24 protein-coding genes and 1 tRNA gene are annotated in these 24,305 nt (G+C 71.1%); 11 read left to right on the top strand and 14 right to left on the bottom strand.

Going from position 1 to position 24,305, the window contains the following annotated elements; all coding sequences use genetic code 11:
• Positions 1-37 precede the first annotated feature (37 nt).
• From V8J39_RS06950 to V8J39_RS06930, 5 genes are all read left to right on the top strand, one after another.
• Positions 38-646 carry a L,D-transpeptidase gene (locus V8J39_RS06950; protein ID WP_336460108.1) on the top strand — a complete coding sequence of 203 codons (609 nt, stop codon included), beginning with the start codon at positions 38-40 and terminating at the stop codon, positions 644-646.
• A gap of 164 nt (positions 647-810) precedes the next feature.
• Positions 811-887: transfer RNA gene (locus V8J39_RS06945), tRNA-Met, on the top strand.
• A gap of 297 nt (positions 888-1,184) precedes the next feature.
• The gene (locus V8J39_RS06940; RefSeq protein ID WP_336460107.1) at positions 1,185-2,225 is read left to right on the top strand and encodes a YeiH family protein; all 1,041 of its coding nucleotides are present in this window, start codon (positions 1,185-1,187) and stop codon (positions 2,223-2,225) included.
• Between the two features lie 9 nt (positions 2,226-2,234).
• Complete coding sequence (locus V8J39_RS06935) at positions 2,235-3,134, top strand: LysR family transcriptional regulator (RefSeq protein ID WP_336460106.1); 900 nt, start codon at positions 2,235-2,237, stop codon at positions 3,132-3,134.
• Between the two features lie 103 nt (positions 3,135-3,237).
• Positions 3,238-4,401 carry an alpha-hydroxy acid oxidase gene (locus V8J39_RS06930; protein WP_336460105.1) on the top strand — a complete coding sequence of 388 codons (1,164 nt, stop codon included), beginning with the start codon at positions 3,238-3,240 and terminating at the stop codon, positions 4,399-4,401.
• A gap of 54 nt (positions 4,402-4,455) precedes the next feature.
• Here V8J39_RS06930 and V8J39_RS06925 read toward each other — a convergent pair whose 3' ends face one another.
• Positions 4,456-5,616, bottom strand: coding sequence for an MFS transporter (locus V8J39_RS06925; RefSeq protein WP_336460104.1), 1,161 nt, complete (start codon positions 5,614-5,616; stop codon positions 4,456-4,458).
• 413 nt (positions 5,617-6,029) lie between these two features.
• Here V8J39_RS06925 and V8J39_RS06920 point away from each other — a divergent pair, with 413 nt between their 5' ends.
• The 3 genes from V8J39_RS06920 (at position 6,030) to V8J39_RS06910 (ending at position 8,119) form a co-directional block, all read left to right on the top strand.
• Positions 6,030-6,641 carry a 50S ribosomal protein L25/general stress protein Ctc gene (locus tag V8J39_RS06920; RefSeq protein WP_336460103.1) on the top strand — a complete coding sequence of 204 codons (612 nt, stop codon included), beginning with the start codon at positions 6,030-6,032 and terminating at the stop codon, positions 6,639-6,641.
• Between the two features lie 175 nt (positions 6,642-6,816).
• The gene (gene pth / locus V8J39_RS06915; RefSeq protein ID WP_336460102.1) at positions 6,817-7,659 is read left to right on the top strand and encodes an aminoacyl-tRNA hydrolase; all 843 of its coding nucleotides are present in this window, start codon (positions 6,817-6,819) and stop codon (positions 7,657-7,659) included.
• A 76-nt stretch (positions 7,660-7,735) separates the two neighbouring features.
• Positions 7,736-8,119, top strand: coding sequence for a DUF2237 family protein (locus tag V8J39_RS06910; protein WP_336460101.1), 384 nt, complete (start codon positions 7,736-7,738; stop codon positions 8,117-8,119).
• Between the two features lie 85 nt (positions 8,120-8,204).
• Here V8J39_RS06910 and trpB read toward each other — a convergent pair whose 3' ends face one another.
• The 11 genes from trpB to V8J39_RS06855 form a co-directional block, all read right to left on the bottom strand.
• Positions 8,205-9,437, bottom strand: coding sequence for a tryptophan synthase subunit beta (gene trpB / locus V8J39_RS06905; RefSeq protein WP_336460100.1), 1,233 nt, complete (start codon positions 9,435-9,437; stop codon positions 8,205-8,207).
• Between the two features lie 15 nt (positions 9,438-9,452).
• Complete coding sequence (locus V8J39_RS06900) at positions 9,453-9,905, bottom strand: GNAT family N-acetyltransferase (protein ID WP_336460099.1); 453 nt, start codon at positions 9,903-9,905, stop codon at positions 9,453-9,455.
• 31 nt (positions 9,906-9,936) lie between these two features.
• Positions 9,937-10,572 carry a phosphoribosylanthranilate isomerase gene (locus tag V8J39_RS06895; RefSeq protein WP_336460098.1) on the bottom strand — a complete coding sequence of 212 codons (636 nt, stop codon included), beginning with the start codon at positions 10,570-10,572 and terminating at the stop codon, positions 9,937-9,939.
• A 1-nt stretch (position 10,573) separates the two neighbouring features.
• A complete protein-coding gene (locus V8J39_RS06890; protein WP_336460097.1) occupies positions 10,574-10,933 on the bottom strand; it encodes a LapA family protein in 360 nt (119 codons plus the stop codon).
• Positions 10,934-10,997: 64 nt separating this feature from the next.
• Positions 10,998-11,285 (bottom strand): integration host factor subunit beta, encoded by a 288-nt coding sequence (gene ihfB / locus V8J39_RS06885; RefSeq protein ID WP_336460096.1) that lies wholly within the window; start codon positions 11,283-11,285, stop codon positions 10,998-11,000.
• Between the two features lie 317 nt (positions 11,286-11,602).
• Entirely contained in the window at positions 11,603-13,375 is a 1,773-nt protein-coding gene (gene rpsA / locus V8J39_RS06880; RefSeq protein ID WP_442902565.1) for a 30S ribosomal protein S1, read from the bottom strand.
• Between the two features lie 209 nt (positions 13,376-13,584).
• Positions 13,585-14,238, bottom strand: coding sequence for a hypothetical protein (locus tag V8J39_RS06875; protein WP_336460095.1), 654 nt, complete (start codon positions 14,236-14,238; stop codon positions 13,585-13,587).
• 118 nt (positions 14,239-14,356) lie between these two features.
• Positions 14,357-14,956: a (d)CMP kinase gene (locus V8J39_RS06870; protein ID WP_336460094.1), complete on the bottom strand. Its 600-nt coding sequence runs from the start codon at positions 14,954-14,956 to the stop codon at positions 14,357-14,359.
• 133 nt (positions 14,957-15,089) lie between these two features.
• Positions 15,090-16,439, bottom strand: a complete 1,350-nt coding sequence (aroA, locus tag V8J39_RS06865) for a 3-phosphoshikimate 1-carboxyvinyltransferase (protein WP_336460093.1) — start codon at positions 16,437-16,439, stop codon at positions 15,090-15,092.
• A 163-nt stretch (positions 16,440-16,602) separates the two neighbouring features.
• Positions 16,603-17,118, bottom strand: a complete 516-nt coding sequence (locus tag V8J39_RS06860) for a VPLPA-CTERM sorting domain-containing protein (RefSeq protein ID WP_336460092.1) — start codon at positions 17,116-17,118, stop codon at positions 16,603-16,605.
• A gap of 302 nt (positions 17,119-17,420) precedes the next feature.
• Positions 17,421-19,421 (bottom strand): protein meaA, encoded by a 2,001-nt coding sequence (locus V8J39_RS06855; RefSeq protein WP_336460091.1) that lies wholly within the window; start codon positions 19,419-19,421, stop codon positions 17,421-17,423.
• Between the two features lie 310 nt (positions 19,422-19,731).
• On the opposite strand from V8J39_RS06855, the gene ccrA reads away from it, so the two are divergent.
• From ccrA to V8J39_RS06840, 3 genes are all read left to right on the top strand, one after another.
• Complete coding sequence (gene ccrA, locus V8J39_RS06850) at positions 19,732-21,021, top strand: crotonyl-CoA carboxylase/reductase (protein WP_336460216.1); 1,290 nt, start codon at positions 19,732-19,734, stop codon at positions 21,019-21,021.
• 109 nt (positions 21,022-21,130) lie between these two features.
• The gene (locus tag V8J39_RS06845) at positions 21,131-21,316 is read left to right on the top strand and encodes a hypothetical protein (protein WP_336460090.1); all 186 of its coding nucleotides are present in this window, start codon (positions 21,131-21,133) and stop codon (positions 21,314-21,316) included.
• A 175-nt stretch (positions 21,317-21,491) separates the two neighbouring features.
• The gene (locus V8J39_RS06840) at positions 21,492-23,072 is read left to right on the top strand and encodes an ATP-dependent DNA helicase (protein WP_336460089.1); all 1,581 of its coding nucleotides are present in this window, start codon (positions 21,492-21,494) and stop codon (positions 23,070-23,072) included.
• Here the strand turns inward: V8J39_RS06840 and V8J39_RS06835 are convergent.
• Both V8J39_RS06835 and V8J39_RS06830 read right to left on the bottom strand, forming a co-directional pair.
• Entirely contained in the window at positions 23,069-23,428 is a 360-nt protein-coding gene (locus V8J39_RS06835) for a putative quinol monooxygenase (RefSeq protein ID WP_336460088.1), read from the bottom strand. The two genes, V8J39_RS06840 and V8J39_RS06835, sit on opposite strands and share 4 nt — an antisense overlap.
• 115 nt (positions 23,429-23,543) lie before the next feature.
• Complete coding sequence (locus tag V8J39_RS06830; RefSeq protein ID WP_336460087.1) at positions 23,544-24,293, bottom strand: DUF4396 domain-containing protein; 750 nt, start codon at positions 24,291-24,293, stop codon at positions 23,544-23,546.
• Positions 24,294-24,305: the final 12 nt, after the last annotated feature.

Below are 24,305 nucleotides of genomic sequence, written 5' to 3'. Positions count from 1 at the left end.
GCCCGTTGGGGAATTGGAACGGAACGGAGCGGAAACGATGAAGATCGAACGGATGGATCGCCGCGGCTTCCTGGTCTCGGCGCTGAGCGGGGTGGCTGCGGGCACCGCGGCCCTGTCGGGCGGGCTGGCGGCCGGCGCGGCGCGGGCCGCGCCCGAACCGGCGGCGCTGCCGCCGATCGCGCCGGAATTCCTGCCGCAGGCGGTGCGGGTGCGCCGCGACCTGCCGCCGGGCACGATCTACGTGCTGTCGGACCGCTACTTCCTGTACCACATCCTCAAGCCCGGGATGGCGATGCGCTACGGCGTGGCGGTCGGGCGGGCCGAGCTGCAGTTCCGCGGCCGGGCCGAGATCGCGCGCAAGGTCGAATGGCCCAGCTGGCGCCCGACGCCCGAGATGATCGAGCGCAACCCGGCGCATTACGGCAAATATGCCGACGGCATGCCCGGGGGCCCGAACAACCCGCTCGGGGCGCGGGCGCTCTACCTCTATCAGGATGGCCACGACACCGCGATCCGCATCCATGGCACGACCGAGCCGCAGTCGATCGGCTCGTCGGTGTCGAACGGCTGCATCCGCATGGTGAACGAGCATGTGATGGCGCTGTATGAACAGGTGCCGATCGGGACGCCGGTGACGGTGTTCTGACCGTGCGGTCCAACTGTGTGTGGTGACTGTGCCGCGCCCCGGCCAAAGGGGGGCGCGGATCGCTGGCCGGCGGGTCCGGATGCGGTTGGATGTGCCGGGCGGTCGATTTTCCGACGAATGCGCTTGACGCTGTCCGCAGGCTTCTCTAGAGACCGCGCCACGGTGGCTAGGTAGCTCAGCTGGTTAGAGCACGTGACTCATAATCACGGGGTCGGGGGTTCGAGTCCCCCCCTCGCCACCAATTCCAACCCCTTGATCTGACACGGCCCTCGGCCCCTGTGCCGTTGCGGGCGCCGCTCGTCGCGGGATCGTTCCGCCGCCTGTCGGGCGGGGTTTTCTCCGCTGTCCGCGAACCGCCGCCCGTGGCGTCCTGTCGGGGCCTTTTCGCCGCTCGCCGAGAGGGGACCGGCATCGGCACGGGAAGGGGCGCGCCTTGGGCGCCCGCAAGAGGCTGGGACTGATCCATCGATTGAATCGATCGATTGTCCAAGATCAATGCGTTGGATGAGTTGATCCCCGCGCGGCTAGGCTGCCGGGCATGGCACAGATCCCCGACACCTCCCGCCCGCCCGTTCCGCCCGTTCCGCCCGGGCTTGCGCCGCTGCCCGGCCTTGCCGGCGCCGCGGCCGTCGGCGCGGTGGCCGTCGCGCTGAACCGGCTGCCGGGGCTCGGGGTGCTGAGCCCGTTGATCCTCGCGATCCTGATCGGGCTCGGGCTGCGCGCGGCGATCGAGGCCGCGGCGCCGGGGGCGGTGGCGGTGCTGCGGCCCGGGGCGCGCGTCGCGCAGAAGCGGCTCTTGCGCGCCGGGGTGGTGCTGCTGGGCTTTCAGCTGACGCTGGCGCAGGTCGGCGCCGTCGGCATCTCGGGGCTTGCGATCATCGCCGCGAGCCTCGGGCTGACCTTCGCGGGCACGCGGGCGCTTGGCCGGCGCATGGGGGTCGACGCGGGGCTGGCCGCGCTGATCGCGGCGGGGACCGCGGTCTGCGGCGCCTCGGCGGTGCTGGCGGTCAACGCCGTGGTCCGGGCGCGCGACGAGGACGCGGCCTATGCCGTGGCCTGCGTCACCCTGTTCGGCACGCTGTCGATGCTGGCCTTCCCGCTGATCGGCGCGGCGCTGTCGATGGCGCCGGCCGACTACGGCCTGTGGACCGGCGCCGCGATCCACGAGGTCGCGCAGGTGGTCGCCGCCGGCTATCAGCGCGGCGCCGAGGCGGGCGAGGCCGCGACCATCGCCAAGCTTGCCCGGGTGGCGATGCTGGCGCCGCTGGTCGCGGGGCTCGCGCTTGCCGCGCGGCGGCGCGGCGCGGCGGCGGGTCCGGCGCCGTTCCCGTGGTTCGTGCTGGGCTTTCTTGCCGCGATGCTCGTCGCCTCGACCGGGCTGGTGCCGGCGCCGGTGCTGGGCGGGATCGCGCGGGTGGCGGTGGCGCTGCTGTCGGTCGCCATGGCGGCGATGGGCTTCGAGACCCATGTCGCCGGGTTGAGGGCCCGCGGCGCGGCGCCGCTGGCGCTGGCGGCGCTGGCCTGGGTCGGAATCGCCGCGGGGGCGCTGGCGCTGGTCAGCCTGCGCGCGGGCGTCTAGCGTGGCGCCATGACGCTGGAACAGTTGCGCATCTTCCTGGCCGTGGCCGAGCGCGAGCACATGACGCGCGCGGCCGAGGTGCTGGGCCTGACCCAGTCCGCGACCTCGGCCGCGATCCGCGCGCTCGAGGCGCGGCACGCGGTGCGGCTGTTCGACCGGGTCGGGCGCAGCATCGTGCTGACCGAGGCCGGCCGCGCCTTCGTGCCCGAGGCGCGCGCGGTGCTGGCGCGCACTGCCGCGGCCGAGCGGGCGCTGGCCGATGCCGCGGGTCTTGCGCGCGGGTCGTTGCGGGTCGCGGCCAGCCAGACGCTGGGGACGTGGTGGCTGCCGGGGCTGGTGGTCGCCTTCCACCGCGCCCATCCCGGCCTGACGGTCGAGCTGACGCTGGCCAACACCACCGCCGTCGCCCGCGCGGTCGAGACGATGCAGGCCGACCTCGGCTTCGTCGAGGGGCCGGTCGCCTCGGACCTGCTGCGCCGGCGCGCGGTGGGCGGCGACCGGCTGTCGGCCGTGGTCACGCCCGACCATCCCTGGGCCGCGGCGGCGCCCGGGCCGGCGGCGCTGGCGGCCGGGCCCTGGCTGCTGCGCGAGCCCGGCTCGGGCACCCGCGCGCTGGCCGAGGCGCTGCTGGCGGGGCAGGGGGTGGCGCTGGCGGACCTGGCCGGCGCGCTGGTCTTCGGCTCGAACGAGGCGGTGCTGTCGGCGGCGCTGGCGGGCGGGGGTGCGGCGGTGCTGTCGCGGCTGGTCACCGCCGAGGCCCTGGCCACGGGCCGGCTGGTCGAGGTGCCGGGCCTGCCCGCGGCCGGGCGCGCCTTCGCCGCGCTGTCGCACCGCGAGCGCCCGCCGACCCGGGCCGAGGCGGCCTTTCTCGATCTGGCCGCCGCGCGCGCCCGCTCCGAGCCGGCCTGACGCCGCCTGACCGGGGCCGTCTCGACCGGCCCGCGGTCCGCCCGCGATGGACAGGCCCGCCCCCGGGCGGTAAGACAACCTGACCAATCCAGGGGAGGGGATGATGGGCAAGATCACCTGCATCGAGGATCTGCGCCGGCTCTACCGGTGGCGCGTGCCGCGGATGTTCTACGATTACGCGGAATCGGGCAGCTACACCCAGCAGACCTTCGCCGAGAACACCACCGACTTCGCGCGCCTCCGGCTGCGCCAGAAGGTGGCCGTCGACATGTCGGGGCGCAGCATCGCGGGCCGCATGGCGGGGCGGGCGGTGAAGATGCCGGTGGCGCTGGCGCCGGTCGGGCTGACGGGCATGCAATCCGCCGATGGCGAGATCAAGGCCGCCCGCGCCGCGCGCGACTTCGGCGTGCCCTTCACGCTGTCGACGATGTCGATCTGTTCGATCGAGGACGTGGCGCGGGCGACGCAGGCGCCGTTCTGGTTCCAGCTTTACGTGATGCGCGACACCGACTTCGTCGACCGCATGGTCGACCGCGCCAAGGCCGCGGGCTGCGACGCGCTGGTGATCACGCTCGACCTGCAGATCCTGGGCCAGCGGCACCGCGACATCAAGAACGGCCTGTCGGCGCCGCCGAAGCCGACGCTGGCCAACATCCTCAACATCGCGACCAAGCCGAGATGGGCCTATGAGATGGCGCAGACGAAGCGGCGCAGCTTCGGCAACATCGTCGGCCATGCGCAGGGGGTCGGGGACCTGTCGTCGCTGTCCTCCTGGACGGCCGAGCAGTTCGACCCGCGGCTGGACTGGGACAAGGTCGCGCGGATCCGCGACCGCTGGGGCGGCAAGGTGATCCTGAAGGGCATTCTCGATGCCGGGGACGCGGCAAAGGCGGCGGCGTTCGGGGCCGACGCGATCGTGGTGTCGAACCACGGCGGGCGCCAGCTTGACGGGGCGCTGTCGTCGATCCGGATGCTGCCCGGCATCGTCGCGGCGGTGGACGGGCGCTGCGAGGTCTGGCTCGACAGCGGCATCCGCTCGGGGCAGGACGTGCTGAAGGCGCTGGCGCTGGGCGCGACCGGCACGATGATCGGGCGCAGCTTCGTCTACGGGCTGGGCGCGATGGGCGAGGCGGGGGTGACGGCGGCGCTCGAGATCATCGCGCGCGAGCTTGACGTGACGATGGCGCTGTGCGGCGAGCGCGACGTGGCGGCGCTCGGGCGTCACAACCTCATGATCCCCGCCGGGTTCTTCGAGGAATTCGCCTGAGGACGGGGCGTTAGGCGCACCCCGGAGCCGCGATCTGCATCGATCCCGTGGGCCTCAGGCCCCGGCCCGCACCCGGGCAAGCGCGCGCACGGCCGGCAGCGCCAGCGCGATTGTCAGCGCGACGGCGAGGAAGGCCGCGCGCAGGCCCGCAAGCTCGGCCACGAAGCCGATCAGCGAGGGGCCGACGAAGAAGCCGGTATAGCCGATGGTGAGCGCGCGCGAGATCGCCCGCGCCCGGGCCCGGCCCGTGACCCGCGCCCCCAGCATCGACACCGCCGAGGGCACGGCGACGGCCAGCCCCGCGCCGGCCGCGACCACCCCCGCCATCGCCACCGCGGGCACGGGCGCGAGCGCGACGGCGATCACCCCCGCGACGGCCAGCAGGCAGGACCCGCCCACCAGCCGCGTCTCGCCGACGCGGCCCGCGACCAGGTGCGCCCCGACCCGGGCGCTGCCCATGGTCAGGCCGAACAGCGTCGGCCCGAGGCTGCCCGCACCATGGGCGGCGCCCAGCGTGCGCTCGATGTGCAGCGCCGACCAGGCCTCGGTCGCGTTCTCGCCCATGATCGCGGCGAAGATGATGCCGCCGGCGGGCAGCACGGCGGCCCAGGGCAGGCCGCCGCCGCCGCCCTCCTCCTGCGCCTCGGGCGCGGGGGCGGGGCCGCGCGGCAGCGCGAGCGCGCCGAGTGCGATCAGCCCCGCCGCGACGGGCAGGATCTGCGCCGGCCCCTGACCCGCCGCGCGCGCGGCCGAGGTCGCGAGCGCGGCGCCGGCGAAGCCGAAGGAATAGCAGGCATGGGCCAGGTTCATCAGCCGCCGGCCGCTCGTCCTCTCCTGCTCGGCGACCACGAGGTTGCCGACGATGTCGAGCAGCGAGGCGCCGGCGCCGAACAGCATCAGCGCCGGGATGAGCGCCAAGGGGCCGGTGCCCAGCAGCGGCGCCAGCACCGCCGCCGCCGCCAGCAGCCCCGCCGCCCCCAGCACCCGCCGCCCGGCGGTGGCGGCGAAGGCCGGCCCGAAATGCATCGCCGCCATGCCCCCGACCGCGGCGGCGATCAGCGCGATCCCGGTCTCGCCGTCGCCCGCGCCCGCGCGCGCCTTCAGGTCGGGCATCGAGGCCGAGAAGCTGCCGATCGCCATGCCGCAGAGCGCCAGCGCCAGCGCCGGCTGCCAGGCGACGAGAAGGGCCGGGCGCTGCACCGGGACCAAGGACATGACACACCTCGAGGAAGGACCGCCCGCCCGCGCTACCACGCCCCCCGCCGCCACGCAAACCGCCCCGCAAGCCGCCGCGCAGGCTGCCCCACAAGCCGCCGCACCCGGGCCCTGCCGCCCGCGTCCGCCCGGCCCCTCGCTCGACTTTGTCCAAATATCCCGGGGGAGCGCGGCACGCGCGGGGGCGGAGCCCCCTCCCTGCCGGCCACCGCCGAGCCGGCCCCGACACCGCGGACCCCGACACTGCGGACCCCGACACCGCAGGCAGGCCCGCGCGGTGCGCGCGGCGGGCCCGGGCCCCATCCGCCTGCCGATTTCCCTTTCCTTCCGCCCCCATCCGGTCTATAGGCGCGGCCTTGCGGGCATGCACCCTTGGAGGATGTCCCGCGGTAACAGCATTATGGAGAATACCAATGGCTGGTGAGATTCCGGATCTTATCGCCGAGGTGCGGACGGGGACAGGCAAGGGGGCCGCTCGTCAAGCTCGTCGTGAGGGCTACGTACCTGGCATCGTTTACGGCGACGGCAAAGAGCCGCTCGCTCTGAACCTCAAGTTCAACGACCTTTTGAAGAAGCTGAAGGCAGGCCGCTTCCTGTCGACGCTGTGGAACCTCAAGGTCGAGGGTCAGGACGACGTGCGCGTGATCTGCCGCGGCGTCCAGCGTGACGTCGTGAAGGACCTTCCGACCCACGTCGACCTGATGCGCCTGCACCGCAACTCGCGCATCAACCTCTACATCCACGTCACCTTCGAGAACCACGAGAAGGCCCCCGGCCTGAAGCGTGGCGGCACGCTGGTCGTGGTGCGCCCCGAAGTCGAGATGGAAGTCACCGCGAGCGACATCCCGGACCACATCACCGTGGACCTCTCGGGCTTCGACATCGGTGCGACGATCCACATCGACGACATCAAGCTGCCGGCGGGCTGCGTGCCCACCATCAAGCGCAACTTCGTCATCGCCAACATCGCGGCCCCGTCGGGCCTGATCGCGGCCGAGGCTGCCGAGGGCGCCGCCGAGGAGTGATCCTCGCGCAGCGTGTCACGGATCGAAGCGGGGGCCCTCGGGCCCCCGCTTTCGTTTCTCGGGCCCCCGCTTTCGTCTGGCGCCGGTCCGGCCGGGGTTGATGACCCGGCGCTTCGCCGTCAGATAGGGACGGGGCCCGCGCGGCCCGCGATCCCAGGGGACCGGAGGCCCGGACATGAAACTCTTCGCAGGTCTCGGCAATCCCGGGGCGAAATACGCGGGCAACCGCCACAACATCGGCTTCATGGCGCTCGACCGCATCGCGGCCGATCACGGCTTCACCCCCTGGCGGTCGAAGTTCCAGGGCGAGGTCGCCGAGGGTCGGCTGGGATCCGAGAAGGTGATCCTGCTCAAGCCCGCGACCTTCATGAACCTCTCGGGCCAGGCGGTGGGCGAGGCGATGCGCTTTCACAAGCTGACCCCCGCCGAGGTGGTGGTGTTCCACGACGAGCTGGACCTGGCCCCCGGCCGGCTGCGGCTGAAGACCGGCGGCGGCCATGCCGGGCACAACGGCCTGCGCTCGATCCACCAGCACATCGGCGAGGCCTATGACCGCGTCCGGCTGGGGATCGGCCATCCTGGCCACAAGGACCGGGTCGCGGGCTACGTGCTGCAGGATTTCGCCAAGGCCGAGGCCGGCTGGCTTGACGACATGATGCGCGGGATCTCGGACGGGGCGGCGGCGCTGGCGGCGGGCGAGGGGGCGAAGTTCCTCAACGCCGTGTCGTTGCGCGTGGCGCCGCCGCGGTCGGGCACCGGCACCGGACCGAGGCCGGCCGGCGCGGAGGGCGCGGAGGGCGGGGGCGCGCGGCCGGCACGGGCCGCGGGGCCGAAGCCCGGCGAGACCGAGGCCGCGCCGCCGCGGATGCCGCCCGCGGCGCCACCTGCACGCCCGGCCCCTGAACCGGCCTCTGGTGCGGCTTCCGGCCCCGCTTCGGGGCCTTCGACGCCGGCCGCCGATCCGGCGCCAGCCAGCCCCGAGAGCCTGCTGCGCAAGCTTGCCGAGCGGTTCCGCTGAACGGGGCGGGTTTAACTTTACCTCCGCCGGTCAGGGGCTAGTCTTGCGGCCGTGGCCGGCCCGAAGGGAGAGGACGATGCAGAAGGACGACCCGATCAACGTGCTGGGCACGAGGCTCGAACCCTGCTCGTTCATGCCGGTCACCGGCTTCTTCCGTGACGGCCATTGCAACACCTGCGCCGAGGATCGCGGCAGCCACACCGTCTGCGTCGAGCTGACGGCGGAATTCCTCGCCTTCTCGAAATACGTGGGCAACGACCTGTCGACGCCGCGGCCCGAGTTCCGCTTTGCCGGCCTGAAGCCCGGCGACCGCTGGTGCCTGTGCGCGGCGCGCTTCCTGCAGGCGCATGACGAGGGCTGCGCGCCGAAGGTGAACCTTGCCGCCACCCATGCCCGCGCGCTCGAGGTCGTGCCGCTGGACGTGCTGCAGGACAGCGCGATCGAACCGCCGGCGGGCTAGGGCCGGCGGGCTGGGGCCGGTGGGCTAGGGCACGAAAAAGGGCGCCCGAAGGCGCCCCCGTCGGTCCGGTCGTGCCGCGCGCGGCTCAGACCTTCATCTCGAAGCCGAGGTGCTTGGCGACGGTGAAGATGTCCTTGTCGCCGCGACCCGAGAGGTTGACCACGATGATGTGGTCCTTCGGCAGGTCGCCCGCGATCTTCATCACGTGGGCGATGGCATGGCTCGATTCCAGCGCCGGGATGATGCCTTCCGTCTCGCACAGCAGCTGGAAGGCGGCGAGCGCCTCGGCGTCGGTCGCGGGCACGTATTGCGCGCGGCCGGTCTCGTGCAGCCAGGAATGCTCGGGGCCGATGCCCGGATAGTCGAGCCCGGCCGAGATCGAGTAGCCTTCCAGGATCTGCCCGTCCTCGTCCTGCAGCAGGTAGGTGCGGTTGCCGTGCAGCACGCCCGGGCGGCCGCCGGTGAGCGAGGCGCAGTGCTCCATCCGCTCGTCGACGCCCTTGCCGCCGGCCTCGACGCCGATGATGCGCACCGAGGGTTCGTCGAGGAACGGGTGGAACAGGCCCATCGCGTTCGACCCGCCGCCGACGGCGGCGACGATCGTGTCGGGCAGGCGGCCTTCTCCTTCCTGTTCCTGCAGCTGCTCGCGGGTCTCGCGGCCGATGATCGACTGGAAGTCGCGCACCATCGCCGGGTAGGGGTGGGGGCCCGCCACGGTGCCGATGCAGTAGAAGGTGTCGCGCACGTTGGTCACCCAGTCGCGCAGCGCGTCGTTCATCGCGTCCTTCAGCGTGCCGCGGCCGGATTTCACCGGCACGACCTCGGCGCCCAGCAGGCGCATGCGGAAGACGTTCGGCGCCTGGCGCTCGACATCGTGGGCGCCCATGTAGACGACGCATTTCAGGCCGAACTTGGCGCAGACCGTCGCGGTGGCCACGCCGTGCTGGCCGGCGCCGGTCTCGGCGATGATGCGCTGCTTGCCCATCCGCCGCGCGAGCAGGATCTGCCCCAGCACGTTGTTGATCTTGTGGCTGCCGGTGTGGTTCAGCTCTTCGCGCTTGAGGTAGATCTTGGCGCCGCCCAGATGCTCGGTCAGGCGGGGCGCGAAGTAGAGCGGCGAAGGACGGCCGACATAGTGCTTCCACAGGTCGTTCATCTCGTCCCAGAACGACGGGTCGGTCTTGGCCTTCTCGTATTCCGCCTGCAGCGCCAGGATCAGCGGCATCAGCGTTTCCGACACGAACCGGCCGCCGAAGATGCCGAACCGCCCGGTGTCGTCGGGGCCGTTGCGATAGCTGTTGATGAGATCTTCGGCCATGTCGCGCGCTCCTCGTCAGGTCAGAGTGCGTTTATACCCGATATGCGTGGCGGTAAAGCCGAGCCCTTCGTAGAAGGCATGCGCGCGGGTGCGCGAGCGGTCGGTGGTGAGCTGCATCACGCCGCATCCGGCCGCGCGCAGCCGCCGCTCGGCCTCGGCCATCAGCGCGGCGCCGATTCCCTGCGAGCGCAGGTGCGAGGCGACGCGCACCGCCTCGATCTGGCCGCGAATCCGTCCCGCGTTCGACAGGCCGGGCAGCACCGAAAGCTGGCAGGTGGCGACGATCGCGCCCGCGGCATCCTCGCCCACCACCAGCTGCTGGTCGGGCGCGGCGGCGATGCGGGCGAAGGCGGCGCGATAGGGGGCAAGGTCGCCGGCCGCCTCGCGCGCGGCGCCGAGCGTGTCGTCGCGCAGAAGCGCGAGGATCGCGGTCAGGTCGGCCTCGGTCGCGTCGCGGAAGCGGATCACCTGGGGTTTCTCCGGCGGCTCACTCTGCGGCTCACCCGGCGGCCTTGAGGAAGGCGCGGATCAGGCCGTCGTCCTTGACGCCCGGCGCGGTCTCGACGCCCGAGGAGACGTCGACCTGACGCGCGCCGGTCAGGCGCACCGCCTCGGCCACGTTGAAGGGCGTGAGCCCGCCCGCGAGCATCCAGGGCTTCTTCCAGGCCCGTCCCGCGATCAGCTGCCAGTCGAAGGCGATGCCGTTGCCGCCGGGCAGGGCCGCGTCCTTCGGTGCCTTGGCGTCGATCAGAAGCTGGTCTGCCACCGCCTCGTATTCCGCGATCGCGTCGAGATCCGCGGCCGTGGCGACGCCGAGCGCCTTCATCACCGGCAGACCGAAACGGGCGCGGATCTCGGCCACGCGGGCCGGACTCTCGTGGCCGTGCAGTTGCAGCATGTCGAGCGGCACCTCGGCGGTGATCGCCTCGAGCGTGGCGTCGTCGGCATCGACCACCAGCGCGACCTTGGCCACGCCCGGCGGCACCTCGACCGCCAGCGCGGCGGCGCGGGCGATGTCGATCGCGCGCGGGCTTTTCGGGAAGAAGACGAAGCCGACATAGCGCGCGCCGGCCTCGATGGCGGCGGCGAGGCTTTCGGGCGTCGTCAGGCCGCAGATCTTGACGCGGGTGGCCATGTCAGCGGGCCGCGGGCTTTTCCAGCAGGGCCAGGACCTCGTCCTGCGGGCGCTGGGTCTCGGTGCGCAGGGTCGAGACCTCGCGCTTGAGCTGCGCGGCCTGGCGGGCATGCGACCGGGCGGCCTTGCGGTGGCCGGACTCGCGCGCCCATTCCCAGGTGAAACCGACGGCAAGGCCCAGCAGCACGGCGACGATGATCACCACGAACAGCGGCATCTGGATGCCCGCGCCAAGCCCCATGAACGCGCCCATGTCGCCGGGCAGCAGCCGCAGCGCCACCGGGTCGCGGTTGGCCAGGGCCAGCACCAGCAGGACAAGCGCCACGAGCGCGGTCAGCGCGATGCGCAGGTATCGGATCATCGTGTCAGCCTTCCCAGGTCGGATCGTGCGAGCGGTTGCCCGGGTCAACCTAGACCGCCGGGGGTCAGCCTTCCAGTCCGTTCAGCCGATCGCGCAGCAGCTTGCCGGTCTTGAAGAAGGGCACGTGCTTTTCCTCGACATCGACGCTTTCGCCGGTGCGCGGGTTGCGGCCGGTGCGCGCGTCGCGCCCCTTGACCGAGAACGCGCCGAAGCCGCGAAGCTCGACCCGGTCACCGCGGGCCATCGCCTCGGTGATCTCGTCGAAGATGGTGTTCACGATGCGCTCGACATCGCGCTGGAACAGGTGAGGGTTCTCGTCTGCGATCTTCTGGATCAGTTCCGAACGGATCATTCAGGCCTCCCGGGTGCCGGATGCGGGAAATCTCCCGGATCACGGTTTGCGGACTATAGGCAATTTCTCATCGCCAAGAAACAGGAAAGCCGCTGTATTCGCGGGGATTTCCCCGTGAACGCACAAGGGGGGCGGTTCGGTTCCGTTTCGCAATTCGGACTCGGCATACATGAGCAGTGATGCGTCGATGTCCCGCCATCCGCGCGTGGGCGCGCAGAACCCGGGACGGAACCGGGGACAGACCCCGGGGAATGCAAAAGGCCCCGCCACGGGGGCGGGGCCTTTCGTCGAACGTGGGATCAGGTCCGGGGACCGGATCAGTTGTTCTGGTTCTTCAGCGCGGCGCCGAGGATGTCGCCCAGCGAGGCGCCCGAGTCGGACGAGCCGTACTGTTCCACGGCTTCCTTCTCTTCGGCGATCTCGCGCGCCTTGATCGAGAGGCCCAGGCGGCGGGTCTTCGAGTCCACGTTGGTGACGCGGGCGTCGACGTGGTCGCCGACCTGGAAGCGCTCGGGGCGCTGTTCCGAACGGTCACGCGACAGGTCCGAACGACGGATGAAGGACTTCATGCCGTTGTACTCGACCTCGATGCCGCCATCCTCGATCGCGGTGACGGTCGTGGTGATGACCGTGCCACGCTTCACGCCGTCAACGGCATCCGAGAACGTGTCCGCGTCGAGCGCCTTGATGGAGAGCGAGATGCGCTCCTTGTCGGTGTCGACCTCGGTGACGGCGGCCTTGACCACGTCGCCCTTGCGGTAGTTCTGGATCGCGTCTTCCCCGCGCTGTTCCCAGCTGAGGTCCGACAGGTGCACCATGCCGTCGATGTCGTTGTCGAGGCCGATGAACAGACCGAATTCGGTGATGTTCTTGACTTCGCCTTCGATGACGGTGCCGACCGGGTGGGTCTCGGCGAAGACTTCCCACGGGTTGCGCATGGTCTGCTTGAGACCGAGCGACACGCGGCGCTTCTGGGTGTCGATCTCCAGGACCATGACGTCCACCTCTTGCGAGGTCGAGACGATCTTGCCGGGATGGACGTTCTTCTTCGTCCACGACATTTCCGAAACGTGCACCAGACCCTCGACGCCCGGCTCCAGCTCCACGAAGGCGCCGTAGTCGGTGATGTTGGTCACGCGGCCCTTGTGGACCGAGGCCATCGGGTAGTTGCGCTCCACGGCATCCCACGGGTCGGCCTGAAGCTGCTTCATGCCGAGCGAGATGCGGTGGGTTTCCTTGTTGATCTTGATCACCTGGACCTTGACGGTCTCGCCGATGTTCAGGATCTCGTTCGGGTGGTTGACGCGGCGCCAGGCCATGTCGGTCACGTGCAGCAGGCCGTCGACGCCGCCGAGGTCAACGAACGCACCGTATTCGGTGATGTTCTTGACGACGCCGTCCACCACTTCGCCTTCGGACAGGCGGGCGATGACTTCGGCGCGCTGTTCGGCACGCGATTCTTCCAGGATGGCGCGGCGCGAGACAACGATGTTGCCGCGGCGACGGTCCATCTTCAGGATCTGGAACGGCTGCTTCATGCCCATGAGGGGGCCCGCGTCGCGCACGGGGCGCACATCGACCTGCGAGCCGGGGAGGAAGGCCACGGCGCCGCCGAGGTCGACGGTGAAGCCGCCCTTGACGCGACCGAAGATCGCGCCCTCGACGCGCTCTTCCTTCTCGTAGGCTTTCTCCAGGCGATCCCAGGCTTCCTCGCGGCGGGCCTTCTCACGGCTGATGACGGCTTCGCCGCGGGCGTTCTCGACGCGGTCGAGATACACTTCGACGGTGTCGCCGATCGAAATCTCGGGAGCTTCGCCGGGGTTGGCGAACTCTTTCAGATCGACGCGGCCTTCCATCTTGTAGCCGACGTCGATGATGGCCTGGCCCGCCTCGATGGCGATGACCTTGCCTTTGACGACCGAACCCTCGTCGGGGGTGTCGATCTCGAAGCTCTCCTGAAGGAGGGCTTCAAATTCTTCCATGGTGGCTTTGGCGCACATGCGTGTGTGGTTTCCTTTACGGGTTTCTCTGGCCGTGCGGTTGGCTCCGCAGGTCTTTGGTGGCTCGCCCGGAAGGGCCGGCGGGCGGATAGCGGAAAGGGGCCGACAGCCTTGGCCCGACCCCGATGCTCCGCCCGGCGGCTGGCGTCCGGACGGGGGCGATATAGTCCCTGCACCCGCGCGACGCAAGGAAAACCGGCCTTCCCGGATCGCGTGGCGGATCGGTTGGCGGATCGCGCGGGGGGGCGGCTGCGGGGCGTGCCTGCCGGGTCGTCAGTCGCGGTCGTCAGTCGCGGTCGTCAGTCGCAGGGGCGCTGCACTCGGCGCGTTTCGGGCGCGGCGATCGGCAGCTGGCGCGGCGGATCGCGCAGGTCGCGCAGCGTGCGCGGCAGGTCGCCCGGCGCGGGGGCGCGCAGAAGCAGGCTGCGCCGGGCCGGGTCATGGGGCGGCTCGGCCCGGTCGGGCAGGGCGGTGCCGGCCAGCGCATCCTGGCACAGCGCGGTCGGATGGGCCTCGGCACCGCCGCCGCGCAGGTCGAGCCGCCAGCCGCCGCGGCGGGCGACGCCGGCCGGGCCGAAGTCGAGCGTGCCGAGATCGCGCGTCCGCGCCTCGTCGGGTCCGGTCGCGCGGGTGGTTCCGTCCGCGCTTTCCGTCCCGTCGGGCTGGGCGGGCGCGGCCTGGACCGTCCAGCGCCCGGGGGGCACCAGCACCCGCAGCGGGCTCGTGCCCGAGGCCCCGGCGGCCAGCACGTCGCGGCCGGTGCCGGGGTCGCGCAGCGTCACCACCCAGTCGGCGCCGGGATCGAACTGCAGCACCATCGGCAATCCGGCCGGCAGGCCCGAGCGGTTCCACAGAAGGCCCCGTCCGGCCGCGGCCCCGGGGCCGGCGGCGCCGGCGAGGCCGGGCAGCAGCGCCGCCATGGCAAGCACGAGGGGGAGGGTGCGGCGTCTCATCTGCCCAAGATGGGGCGCGCCGCGGCGCGGGCCAAGGGGCCGGGCGCGCAGCGGACGCCGATCCGACGCCGACCCGACGGGTGCGGATCGGGCCAGATCGGGCCAGATCGGGCGCCGGTCAGGCGGTTGGCAGCTTCGCCGCGATCTCGGCGCAGGCGCGGGCGACGGCCTCGTCGATGCCGAGGTCCGTGGTGTCGATCATCACCGCCTCGGCGGCCGGGCGCAGCGGCGCGTCGGCGCGGCCCATGTCGCGGGCGTCGCGGGCGCGGACCTCGGCCAGCACTGCCGCGGGATCGCCGCCGGTCTCGAGCCAGCGGCGGTGCGCGCGGATCTCGGGGCTGGCGGTGACATAAAGCTTCACCTCGGCCTCGGGGCAGATCACCGTGCCGATGTCGCGCCCGTCGAGCACCGCGCCGCCCCCGGCCCGCGCGAAGCGGCGCTGGAAGTCGACGAGCGCCGCGCGGACCTCGGGCAGGGCGGCGACCCGGCTGGCCGCGGCGCCCGCCTCGAGCGTGCGGAGGTCGCCGCGCGCGAGATCTTCGGGCCGAAGGTCGCGGGCGGCCGCCGCCGGATCCTCGCCCGCCGTGACCCGGGCACCGACGGCGCGGTAGAGCAGGCCGGTGTCGAGATGGGCGAGGCCGAAGCGCGCGGCGACGGCGCGGCTGATCGTGCCCTTGCCGGCGGCGGCGGGGCCGTCGATGGCGACGGTGAAGATCATGGCGAGACCCTCCTGCGGGCGGTCGGCGTGGCGGGTACGGGGGCGGAGGCGGGCCCTCCGCGGGGGATATTCGGGCAAAGTCGGCCGCGCTTTCGCATTGGCCCAAATATCCCCGCCGGAGGCATCCGCGGGCTCAGGCGGGGCGGCGCTCGATCGTGGCGCCGAGGCCGGTCATCATCGGTTCGAACGCCGGGAACGAGGTGGCGATCGGGCTGCCGTCGTCGATCGTCACCGGAGCGTTGGCGGCAAGGCCGAGAACCATGAAGGCCATCGCGATGCGGTGGTCAAGATGGGTGGCGCAGGTGCCGCCGCCGGGGACGCCCTGCGCGCCCATCCCGTGCACGGCGAGCATGTCCTCGCTTTCCTCGATGCGCACGCCGCAGGCTTCGAGCCCGCGCGCCATCGCGTCGATCCGGTCGCTTTCCTTGACCCGCAGCTCCTTGACGCCGCGCATCACCGTCTTGCCCTCGGCGAAGGCCGCGATCGCGGCCAGCACCGGGTATTCGTCGATCATCGAAGCGGCGCGCTCGACCGGGACCTCGATGCCCTTCAGCGCCGAGGCGCGCACGCGCAGGTCGGCGACCGGCTCGCCGCCCTCCTCGCGCGGGTTCTCGAAGGCGATGTCGGCGCCCATGTCGACCAGCGTCAGGTAGAGGCCGTTGCGGGTCGGGTTCTGGCTGACGCCCGGCACGAGGATCTCGGACCCCGCGACGACCAGCGCCGCGCAGACCGGGAAGGCGGCCGAGGAGGGGTCGCGCGGCACTGCCACGGTCTGGGCGCGAAGCTCGGGCTGGCCCTGCAGGGTGATGACCGACTGGCCGCCCTCGCGCGTGACCGAGAGATCGGCGCCGAAGCCGCGCAGCATCCGCTCGGAATGGTCGCGGGTCGGCTCGTGCTCGATCACCACGGTCTCGCCGGGCGCGTTCAGCCCGGCAAGCAGCACCGCCGACTTCACCTGCGCCGAGGGGACGGGCAGGGTGTAGCGCACCGGCACCGGGTCTGCCGCGCCGACGAGGGTGAGCGGCAGCCGCCCGCCCGACCGGCCGAAGGCGCGGGCGCCGAACAGGGCGAGCGGATCGGTGATCCGGCCCATCGGGCGCTTGCGCAGCGAGGCGTCGCCGGTGAAGGTCGCGGTGATCGGCGAGGTCGCCATCGCGCCCATGATCAGCCGCACGCCGGTGCCGGCATTGCCGCAGTCGATCACGTCGGCGGGTTCGGCGAAGCCGCCGGTGCCGACGCCCTCGACCGTCCAGTGGCCCTGGCCGTGGCGCGTCACCTCGGCGCCGAAGGCGCGCATCGCGGCGGCGGTGCCCAGCACGTCCTCGCCCTCGAGCAGGCCCGTCACCTCGGTCCGGCCGACGGCGAGCGCGCCGAGGATCAGCGCGCGGTGGCTGATCGACTTGTCGCCGGGGATCTCGGCTGTGCCGGAAAGCGGCCCGGACTTGCGGGCAATCATCGGGATCGGGGCGCCGTGGCCGGACATGTCTTCCTCCGCTGGGGTCGCGCGGGTGATAGCGCAAGCGGCGGGGGGCGTCCATCGGGGCCGGCACCGCGCGCCGGGGGCCGGAACGCAAACGGCCGCCCTGGGGGGCGGCCGTTCCTGACGCTTCCGCCGGGGCCGGCGGAAGGTCGGGTCTGCGCGGCGCTCAGGCCGACTTGCGGCGGCGCTTCATGACGCCGAGGCCCGCGAGGGCGGTGCCCAGCAGGGCGACGCCGGCCGGCAGCGGAACCGGGGCCGGGGTGGCGTCGGCGGTGACGGTGACGCCGACGACGCGGCTGCTCGGCAGGTTCGCCGAGAAGGTCAGCGTGGTCAGGCCGCCGTCGCTGGCGACGTCGAAGAAATCGATCGCGCCGGAGGACGACAGCGGCTTGCCGGCGTTGCCCTGGACCGCGAAGCTGATCGGAGCCGAGGTGGTGCCGTTGTTGCCGATGACATAGGTCACGGTCGTCATGTCGGTGTACGCGCCCGACGAGGTGACGACGAACGACAGCGTTGCGGCAATCGACGAGGTGATCTCGAAGACGAGCGGGTCGCCGCTCGTGATGTTGCCGCTGCCGGTGGCCGAAAGATCGGACGCCGAGAGCGTGAGCGGAATGGTGGCGGCGGAGGCGGTGATCGGGGCGGCGACGGCGAGGATCGCGGCGAGGGCGACGTGTTTCATGTAGCTCCTGTTGTACCTATGGGGCGCGGGTGCGCCGGATATTGACGAAAAGGGCGACGTCCTGCCCTCCTCCCCCACACGGGTCGTGTCGGCGGGAACCCGCTGACAGGGCCTTTGTTCCGCAATCCCGTCGCCCTGTCGCCATTTTTCGGTCGCAATCATCTTGCGCGAAACAGTGTTAAAAAAGCCCACCGATTAGGCGGGCGAGTGAAGAACATCCATAGGTTGAAGAAAGCATTTTGCGCAATCGGCCGGGCCTTTGGCGCGGAAGGCGCGCGGGGCGCGCCTTCCGATTCGATCCGTCACGCCGCCGCGGGCTCGGGCGCGGCGAGGGCGACGATGTCCATCATGATCCGGTTCAGCTCGAAGTCCTTGGGCGTGTAGACCCGGGTGACGCCCATGGCGCGCAGCTTCGCGGCATCCTCGTCGGGGATGATGCCCCCGACCACGACCGGCACCTGGCCAAGACCCGCCGCCGCCATCCGCTCCATCACCTCGGCGATCAGCGGCAGGTGGCTGCCCGACAGGATCGACAGGCCCACGACATGCGCGGCCTCGGCCTCGGCCGCGGCGACGATCTGCGCGGGCGTCAGCCGGATGCCGTCATAGGTGATGTCCATGCCGCAGTCGCGGGCGCGGAAGGCGATCTGCTCGGCGCCGTTGGAATGGCCGTCGAGCCCCGGCTTGCCGACCAGAAACTTCAGCCGGCGCCCCAGCTTCTGCGAGACCGTGTCGACGGCGTCGCGGATCGGCTCCAGCCCCTCGGTGCGGTTCGACGGGTTCTTCGAGACGCCGGTGGGGCCGCGGTATTCGCCGTGCACGGCGCGCAGCACGCCGGCCCATTCGCCGGTGGTCGCGCCGGCCTTCGCGGCCTCGATCGAGGCGGGCATGATGTTGTCGCCCGCCGCCGCCGCCGCCTTCAGCGCGGCAAGCGCGGCCTGCACGCGGCCCTCGTCGCGCGCCGCGCGCCAGGCGGCGAGCCGGGCGATCTGGTCGGCCTCGACCGCCGGGTCGACGGTCATGATCCCGCCCTCGGCATCGACGAGCGGCGAGGCCTCGCCCTGCTGCCAGCGGTTCACGCCGACGACGATGGTCTCCTCGTCCTCGATCCGGCCGATGCGGGCGGCGTTCGACTCGACCAGCCGCGCCTTCATGTAGTCGATCGCCGCGATCGCCCCGCCCATGCCGTCAAGCAGGTCCAGCTCGGCCCGCGCGCCCGCCTTCAGTGCCTCGACCTTGGCCGCGATCACCGGGTTGCCGTCGAAGAGATCGCCATATTCCAGCAGGTCGGTCTCGTAGGCGACGATCTGCTGCATCCGCAGCGACCACTGCTGGTCCCAGGGCCGCGGCAGCCCCAGTGCCTCGTTCCAGGCGGGCAGCTGCACGGCGCGGGCGCGGGCGTTCTTCGACAGCGTCACCGCCAGCATCTCCAGCAGGATCCGGTAGACGTTGTTTTCGGGCTGCTGCTCGGTCAGGCCCAGGCTGTTGACCTGCACGCCATAGCGGAAGCGGCGGTACTTCTCGTCCTCGATGCCGTAGCGGGCCTGGCAGATCTCGTCCCACAGCTCGGTGAAGGCGCGCATCTTGCACATCTCGGTCACGAAGCGGATGCCCGCGTTCACGAAGAACGAGATGCGCCCGACCATGGCCGGGAACCCCTCGGCCGGGACCTTGGCCTTGAGGTCGTCGAGCACCGCGATGCCAGTGGCCAGCGCGAAGGCCAGCTCCTGCTCGGGCGTCGCGCCCGCCTCCTGCAGGTGGTAGCTGCAGACGTTCATCGGGTTCCACTTCGGCAGGTGCACCGCCGTGTAGGCCGCGATGTCAGTGATCATCGCGAGCGAGGGCTTCGGCGGACAGATGTAGGTGCCGCGGGACAGGTATTCCTTCACCAGGTCGTTCTGCACCGTGCCCTGCAGCCTGGAGATGTCGGCGCCCTGTTCTTCGGCCACCGCGATGTACAGGCTCAGCAGCCAGGGCGCGGTCGCGTTGATCGTCATCGAGGTGTTCATCTCCTCGAGCGGGATCTCGTCGAAGAGCGCGCGCATGTCGCCCAGATGCGCCACCGGCACGCCGACCTTGCCGACCTCGCCCCGCGCCAGTTCATGGTCCGAATCGTAGCCGGTCTGCGTCGGCAGATCGAAGGCGACCGACAGCCCGGTCTGCCCGCGCGCGAGGTTCGCGCGGTAGAGCGCGTTCGACTTCTCGGCGGTCGAATGGCCGGCATAGGTGCGAAACAGCCAGGGCTTGTCGCGCACCGGCTTGGAATCGGGCTTGGGAGCTGCGGGATTCAGGCTGTCGGTCATGGCGGCCTCGGATTGTTGCGGCAACAATATTACGATTGATCGGGTCTTAAGGGTAATAATATGTCCCTGTCAATTCGCCGCGTCGCGGCGTCTTCCATGCTATGATGCGGCTGACCGGATTTTCCGGCAACTGCCGTGACGTCAGGTCGCGGCCCCTCGGATCTTCCTCGCGCAATAATTGTGCGAGACAGAAAATTACAAAACCGACTTCCGTCGTATTGCAATGTTGCGGCGGCGTCGGTTACCTCTGTTGCAGATGCGGCGCATGATTCTGCGCCGCGGCAGGACGCCAAAGGGAGGCTTTTGAGTGATGGCCCTGGACCAGCAGACCGAGATCGCGCCCTACGAGGCGCCGGAGAAGGACCTCTACGAGATCGGCGAGATGCCGCCCCTCGGCTATGTCCCGAAGAAGATGTACGCCTGGGCGATCCGGCGCGAGCGCCACGGCGAGCCCGACACCGCCATGCAGGTCGAGGTCGTCGACACCTGGGAGATCGATTCGAACGAGGTGCTGGTCCTCGTGATGGCCGCGGGCGTGAACTACAACGGCGTCTGGGCCGGCCTTGGCGTGCCGATCAGCCCCTTCGACGGCCACAAGCAGCCCTATCACATCGCGGGGTCCGACGCCTCGGGGATCGTCTGGAAGGTCGGCGACCGCGTCACCCGCTGGAAGGTCGGCGACGAGGTCGTGATCCACTGCAACCAGGACGACGGCGACGACGAGGACTGCAACGGCGGCGACCCGATGTTCTCGCCCAGCCAGCGGATCTGGGGCTACGAGACCCACGACGGCTCGTTCGCGCAGTTCACCAAGGTGCAGGCGCAGCAGCTGATGCCGCGGCCCAAGCACCTGACCTGGGAAGAGGCCGCCTGCTACACGCTGACGCTGGCCACCGCCTACCGGATGCTGTTCGGGCACGAGCCCCACGACCTCAAGCCCGGGCAGAACGTGCTGGTCTGGGGTGCCTCGGGCGGGCTTGGCAGCTATGCGATCCAGCTGATCAACACCGCTGGCGCGAACGCCATCGGCGTGATCTCGGAAGAGGACAAGCGCGAGTTCGTGCTGTCGATGGGCGCCAAGGGCGTCATCAACCGCAAGGACTTCAAGTGCTGGGGGCAACTGCCCAAGGTCAACACGCCCGAGTACAACGACTGGCTGAAAGAGGCGCGCAAGTTCGGCAAGGCGATCTGGGACATCACCGGCAAGGGCGTGAACGTCGACATGGTGTTCGAACACCCGGGCGAGGCGACCTTCCCGGTCTCGACGCTGGTGGTGAAGAAGGGCGGCATGGTCGTGATCTGCGCCGGGACCAGCGGGTTCAACTGCACCTTCGACGTGCGCTACATGTGGATGCACCAGAAGCGCCTGCAGGGCAGCCACTTCGCGCATCTCAAGCAGGCCTCGGCGGCCAACAAGCTGATGATCGAGCGTCGCCTCGATCCGGCGATGTCCGAGGTCTTCCCCTGGGAGCAGATCCCGGCCGCGCACATGAAGATGTACCGCAACCAGCACAAGCCGGGGAACATGTCGGTGCTGGTGCAGTCGCCGCGCCCGGGCCTGCGCACTTTCGAGGACGCATTGGAGGCGGGACGCCGCTGACGGCGGGGCCCGGTCGCGACCGGCCGGGCCAAAATCGCTGGCGATATTTACCGATCCGGCAGAGGGTAGGGGGCACTATTGGTGTCCTGACGCATTTGCCGGATCGGCCATGAGCTATGATTGGATGATCGACGTCCTTCGGGACCTGTCGCAATTCGCCGATGCGAACGACATGCCACGTCTCGTCGCGCAGCTGGAGGCCGCGCGCGCCGAGGCCGAGGCCGAGATCGCCCGCAAGAGCGCCGCCGAAAGCCCGGCCGAGCCCTTCGGCGACAGTCTCGACCGGCGGGCCTGACGGCGGCGGCGCACTGGCGGCACTGGCCGCACTGGCGGCGCCGATCCGAAGGCGGCGACGTGCGGTCCCGATGCGCGGCCCCTTCCCGCGGCCCCCTCCCGGTGGCGTGTACCGCAGCCGCCGGCGCGGGCCGGCCGCTCTGGCGAAGGCGGGGCTTTGCCGCTAGGGTCCGGCCATGCCGCAGGACCTGTTCTCGAACCAAGACGCCCGCCCCGACGCGGGCCTGCCCGCCCGGGTGAAACCCGTGCTGTCCGAGGACCAGGCCGAGGCCTGGGACCGGCTGGCCGGGGCGCTGTCGCGCGCGGGCATCGACCTGCACGACGGCACGGTCGAGCCGCCGGGCCATGCGGGCACGGTGATGGCCGTGGTCGGCAAGGCGGGCTCGGGCAAGACGCTGCTGCTGTCGGAGCTGACCAAGACCCTGGCCGAGGCCGGGGTCGAGGTGATCTCGGGCGATTACGAGGGCAAGAAGAAGAAAGAGCGCCGCACGCTCGCGATCTTGGCGCCCACCAACAAGGCGGCGAGCGTCCTGCGCTCGCGCGGGGTGCCGGCGACGACGATCCACCGCATCCTCTACACCCCGGTCTACGATCCCGAATACGAGCGCATCGCCGAATGGCTGGCCGGGCAGGGCGAGCGCCCGGTGATCGAGGGGCTGACCGACCAGGCGCTGGACCGTGCCAAGGCCTTCTACGACCAGATGAAGTCGATCCCGGGCGCGCTGGCGGCGGCGGGCCTGCGCGGGTCGGACTTCATCCGCGGCTGGAAACGGCGCGAGGACCCGCTCGACATCGGCTTCATCGACGAAAGCTCGATGCTCGACGACCGGCAGTTCGAGGACCTGAAAGAGATCTTCCCGACGCTGGTGATGTTCGGCGACCCCGCGCAGCTTGCCCCGGTGAACCAGTCCGGCGCGATGGCCTTCGACCGGCTGCCCGAGGGCCAGCGGCTGGTGCTGAACCGCATCCACCGCCAGGCCGAGGACAACCCGATCCTCGACCTCGCCCATGCGCTCGCGGACGAGAGCCTGACCTTCGAGGGGTTCGAGCGGATGGTCGAGGACGCGGCCCGGCGCGACGACCGCGTGGTCTGGGCCGAACGGGTGGAAAGCGACCTGATGGCGCGCTCGCCGGTGCTGGTGTGGCGCAACCAGACGCGGATCCGCCTGATCCAGGCCTTCCGCGGCGCCTATCACGCGCCGAAGGATGCGCTGCTGCCCGGCGAGCCGCTGATCTGCGACGGGATCGAACTGCCGCTGAAGCATCGCAAGAAGCGCATCGATCTGGAAGCGCGCGGGCTGATCAAGGGCGCGCAGGTGATCTGGCTCGGCCCCGGCAAGAAGCCCGGCTTCTCGCGGCTGCATGTCATCGGCTCCGAGGACCCGCGGGTCTCGGCCGCCTCGATCATCAAGATCGAGCTGCCCGACGAGGAAGAGCCGTTCATTCCCTATGCCGCGCGGATGGGCGCGGCCTTCCTGCACGGGGCGGCGGTGACGATCCACAAGGCCCAGGGCTCGCAATGGGGCACGGTGCAGGTCTTCGCGCCCGACCTCTGGGCCGCGGCGCGGGCTGGTCGGTCCGAGGCCGGGGTGCCCTTGTGGAAGCGGCTCGCCTATGTGGCGATCACCCGGGCCGAGCACCGGCTGCACTGGGTGGTGCGCAACCGGCTGTCGCGGCCGACGGGCGGGCTGACCACCGAGGACCTGCCCAAGCCCGCGGCGACGCTGACGCTGTCGGCGGACGAGGCCGAGGCCTAGCGGGAGAAGCCCTCGACCCGCTCGAGGTGCGCGGCGCCCAAGGGTACGAGTGCCGCGCGCAGCGCCTCGCTCGCCGGGCCGTAGACGGTCAGGCGCACCGGCTCGAACACGGCCAGGAACCGCTCGGCGAAGCGCTTGCCGAAGGTGTCGAGGTGCACGAGCGCCGCGTCACTGTCGACGTAGCGCTCGACCACGGTGATGCCGGTGCCGTCCGCGGTCAGGAAGTATTCGTAGACCAGCGCGCCGGGCTCGTTCGCCTGCGTCGCCTCGGCCATCTCGGCGATCAGCGCGGGATAGGTCCCGGTCGCGCCGGGACGGATCCGCATTTCCAGCACCCACTCGATGATCCCGCCCATGCTCTCTCCTCCTCTGTGCGGCCCGATCTCCGGGCCGCGCCCCGGGGCGAAGCCTTGGCGCCGGGGCGGGGGCTGTCAATGCGCGCGGGGGCGGGATCGTGCTTTGGGATGAGGGCTACATCGCCTCCTTGATCCCGCGCCGGATCAGCCAGCTGTTGACCGGCAGGGCGGTGACGAAGCCGCAGGCCATGGCGATCTGCATCATGAACCAGAACTCGGGGCTGTCGGTCCCGAGCGGGCTGCCGATGACGACGGGGAACAGCCAGAAATGCGCGATGGCCATGAAGCCGTACATCCCCACCTGCCAGGCGGTGAGCGACAGCGCGTCGGCCTTCATCGCCTGCTTCAGCCCCTCGCGCAGGCCAAGGTTCCGCATCGGCGCGATGGCGAAGTACTGGAAGGCGACGCCGAAGCCGAAGGCGAGGATGAAGTCCAGCACCCAGACGGCGAAGATCCTGTCGGCGAACAGCCAGTGCCAGCCGAAGGCCACCGCGACGGCGGGGAACAGGAAGGCCAGCGTCTCGGCGAGGATGTCGCCCAGCGTGCAGCCGCTGCCGCAGTGCAGCGCGCCCTTGGCCACCGCCAGCAGCGCCGGCGGGCCCTGGTTGTGGCCGTGGTGCGGGTGGTGGTCCGGGTGCTGCCCGTGGTGATGGTGCTGATGCTGGTCCGCGGCCCTCGGTGCGCGGCCGGCCCCGAGGTACAGCGCCAGCACCGCAAGGCTGCCGAACAGCGCCGACAGCGGCCAGACCAGCGCCATGATCCACATCTGCGGCGGTCGTCGCCGGACGTCGAGCGCGATCCAGGCGGCGCAGAGGAGGCCGGCGGCGAGCGAGGCGATGGCGAGGGCGTGCAGGGCTGGCGGCATGGGAGGATCCTT

It is taken from the genome of Frigidibacter sp. MR17.24, assembly GCF_037095655.1.
GTDB lineage: Bacteria > Pseudomonadota > Alphaproteobacteria > Rhodobacterales > Rhodobacteraceae > Frigidibacter.
This window is presented reverse-complemented; position numbering and strand designations above follow the sequence as displayed.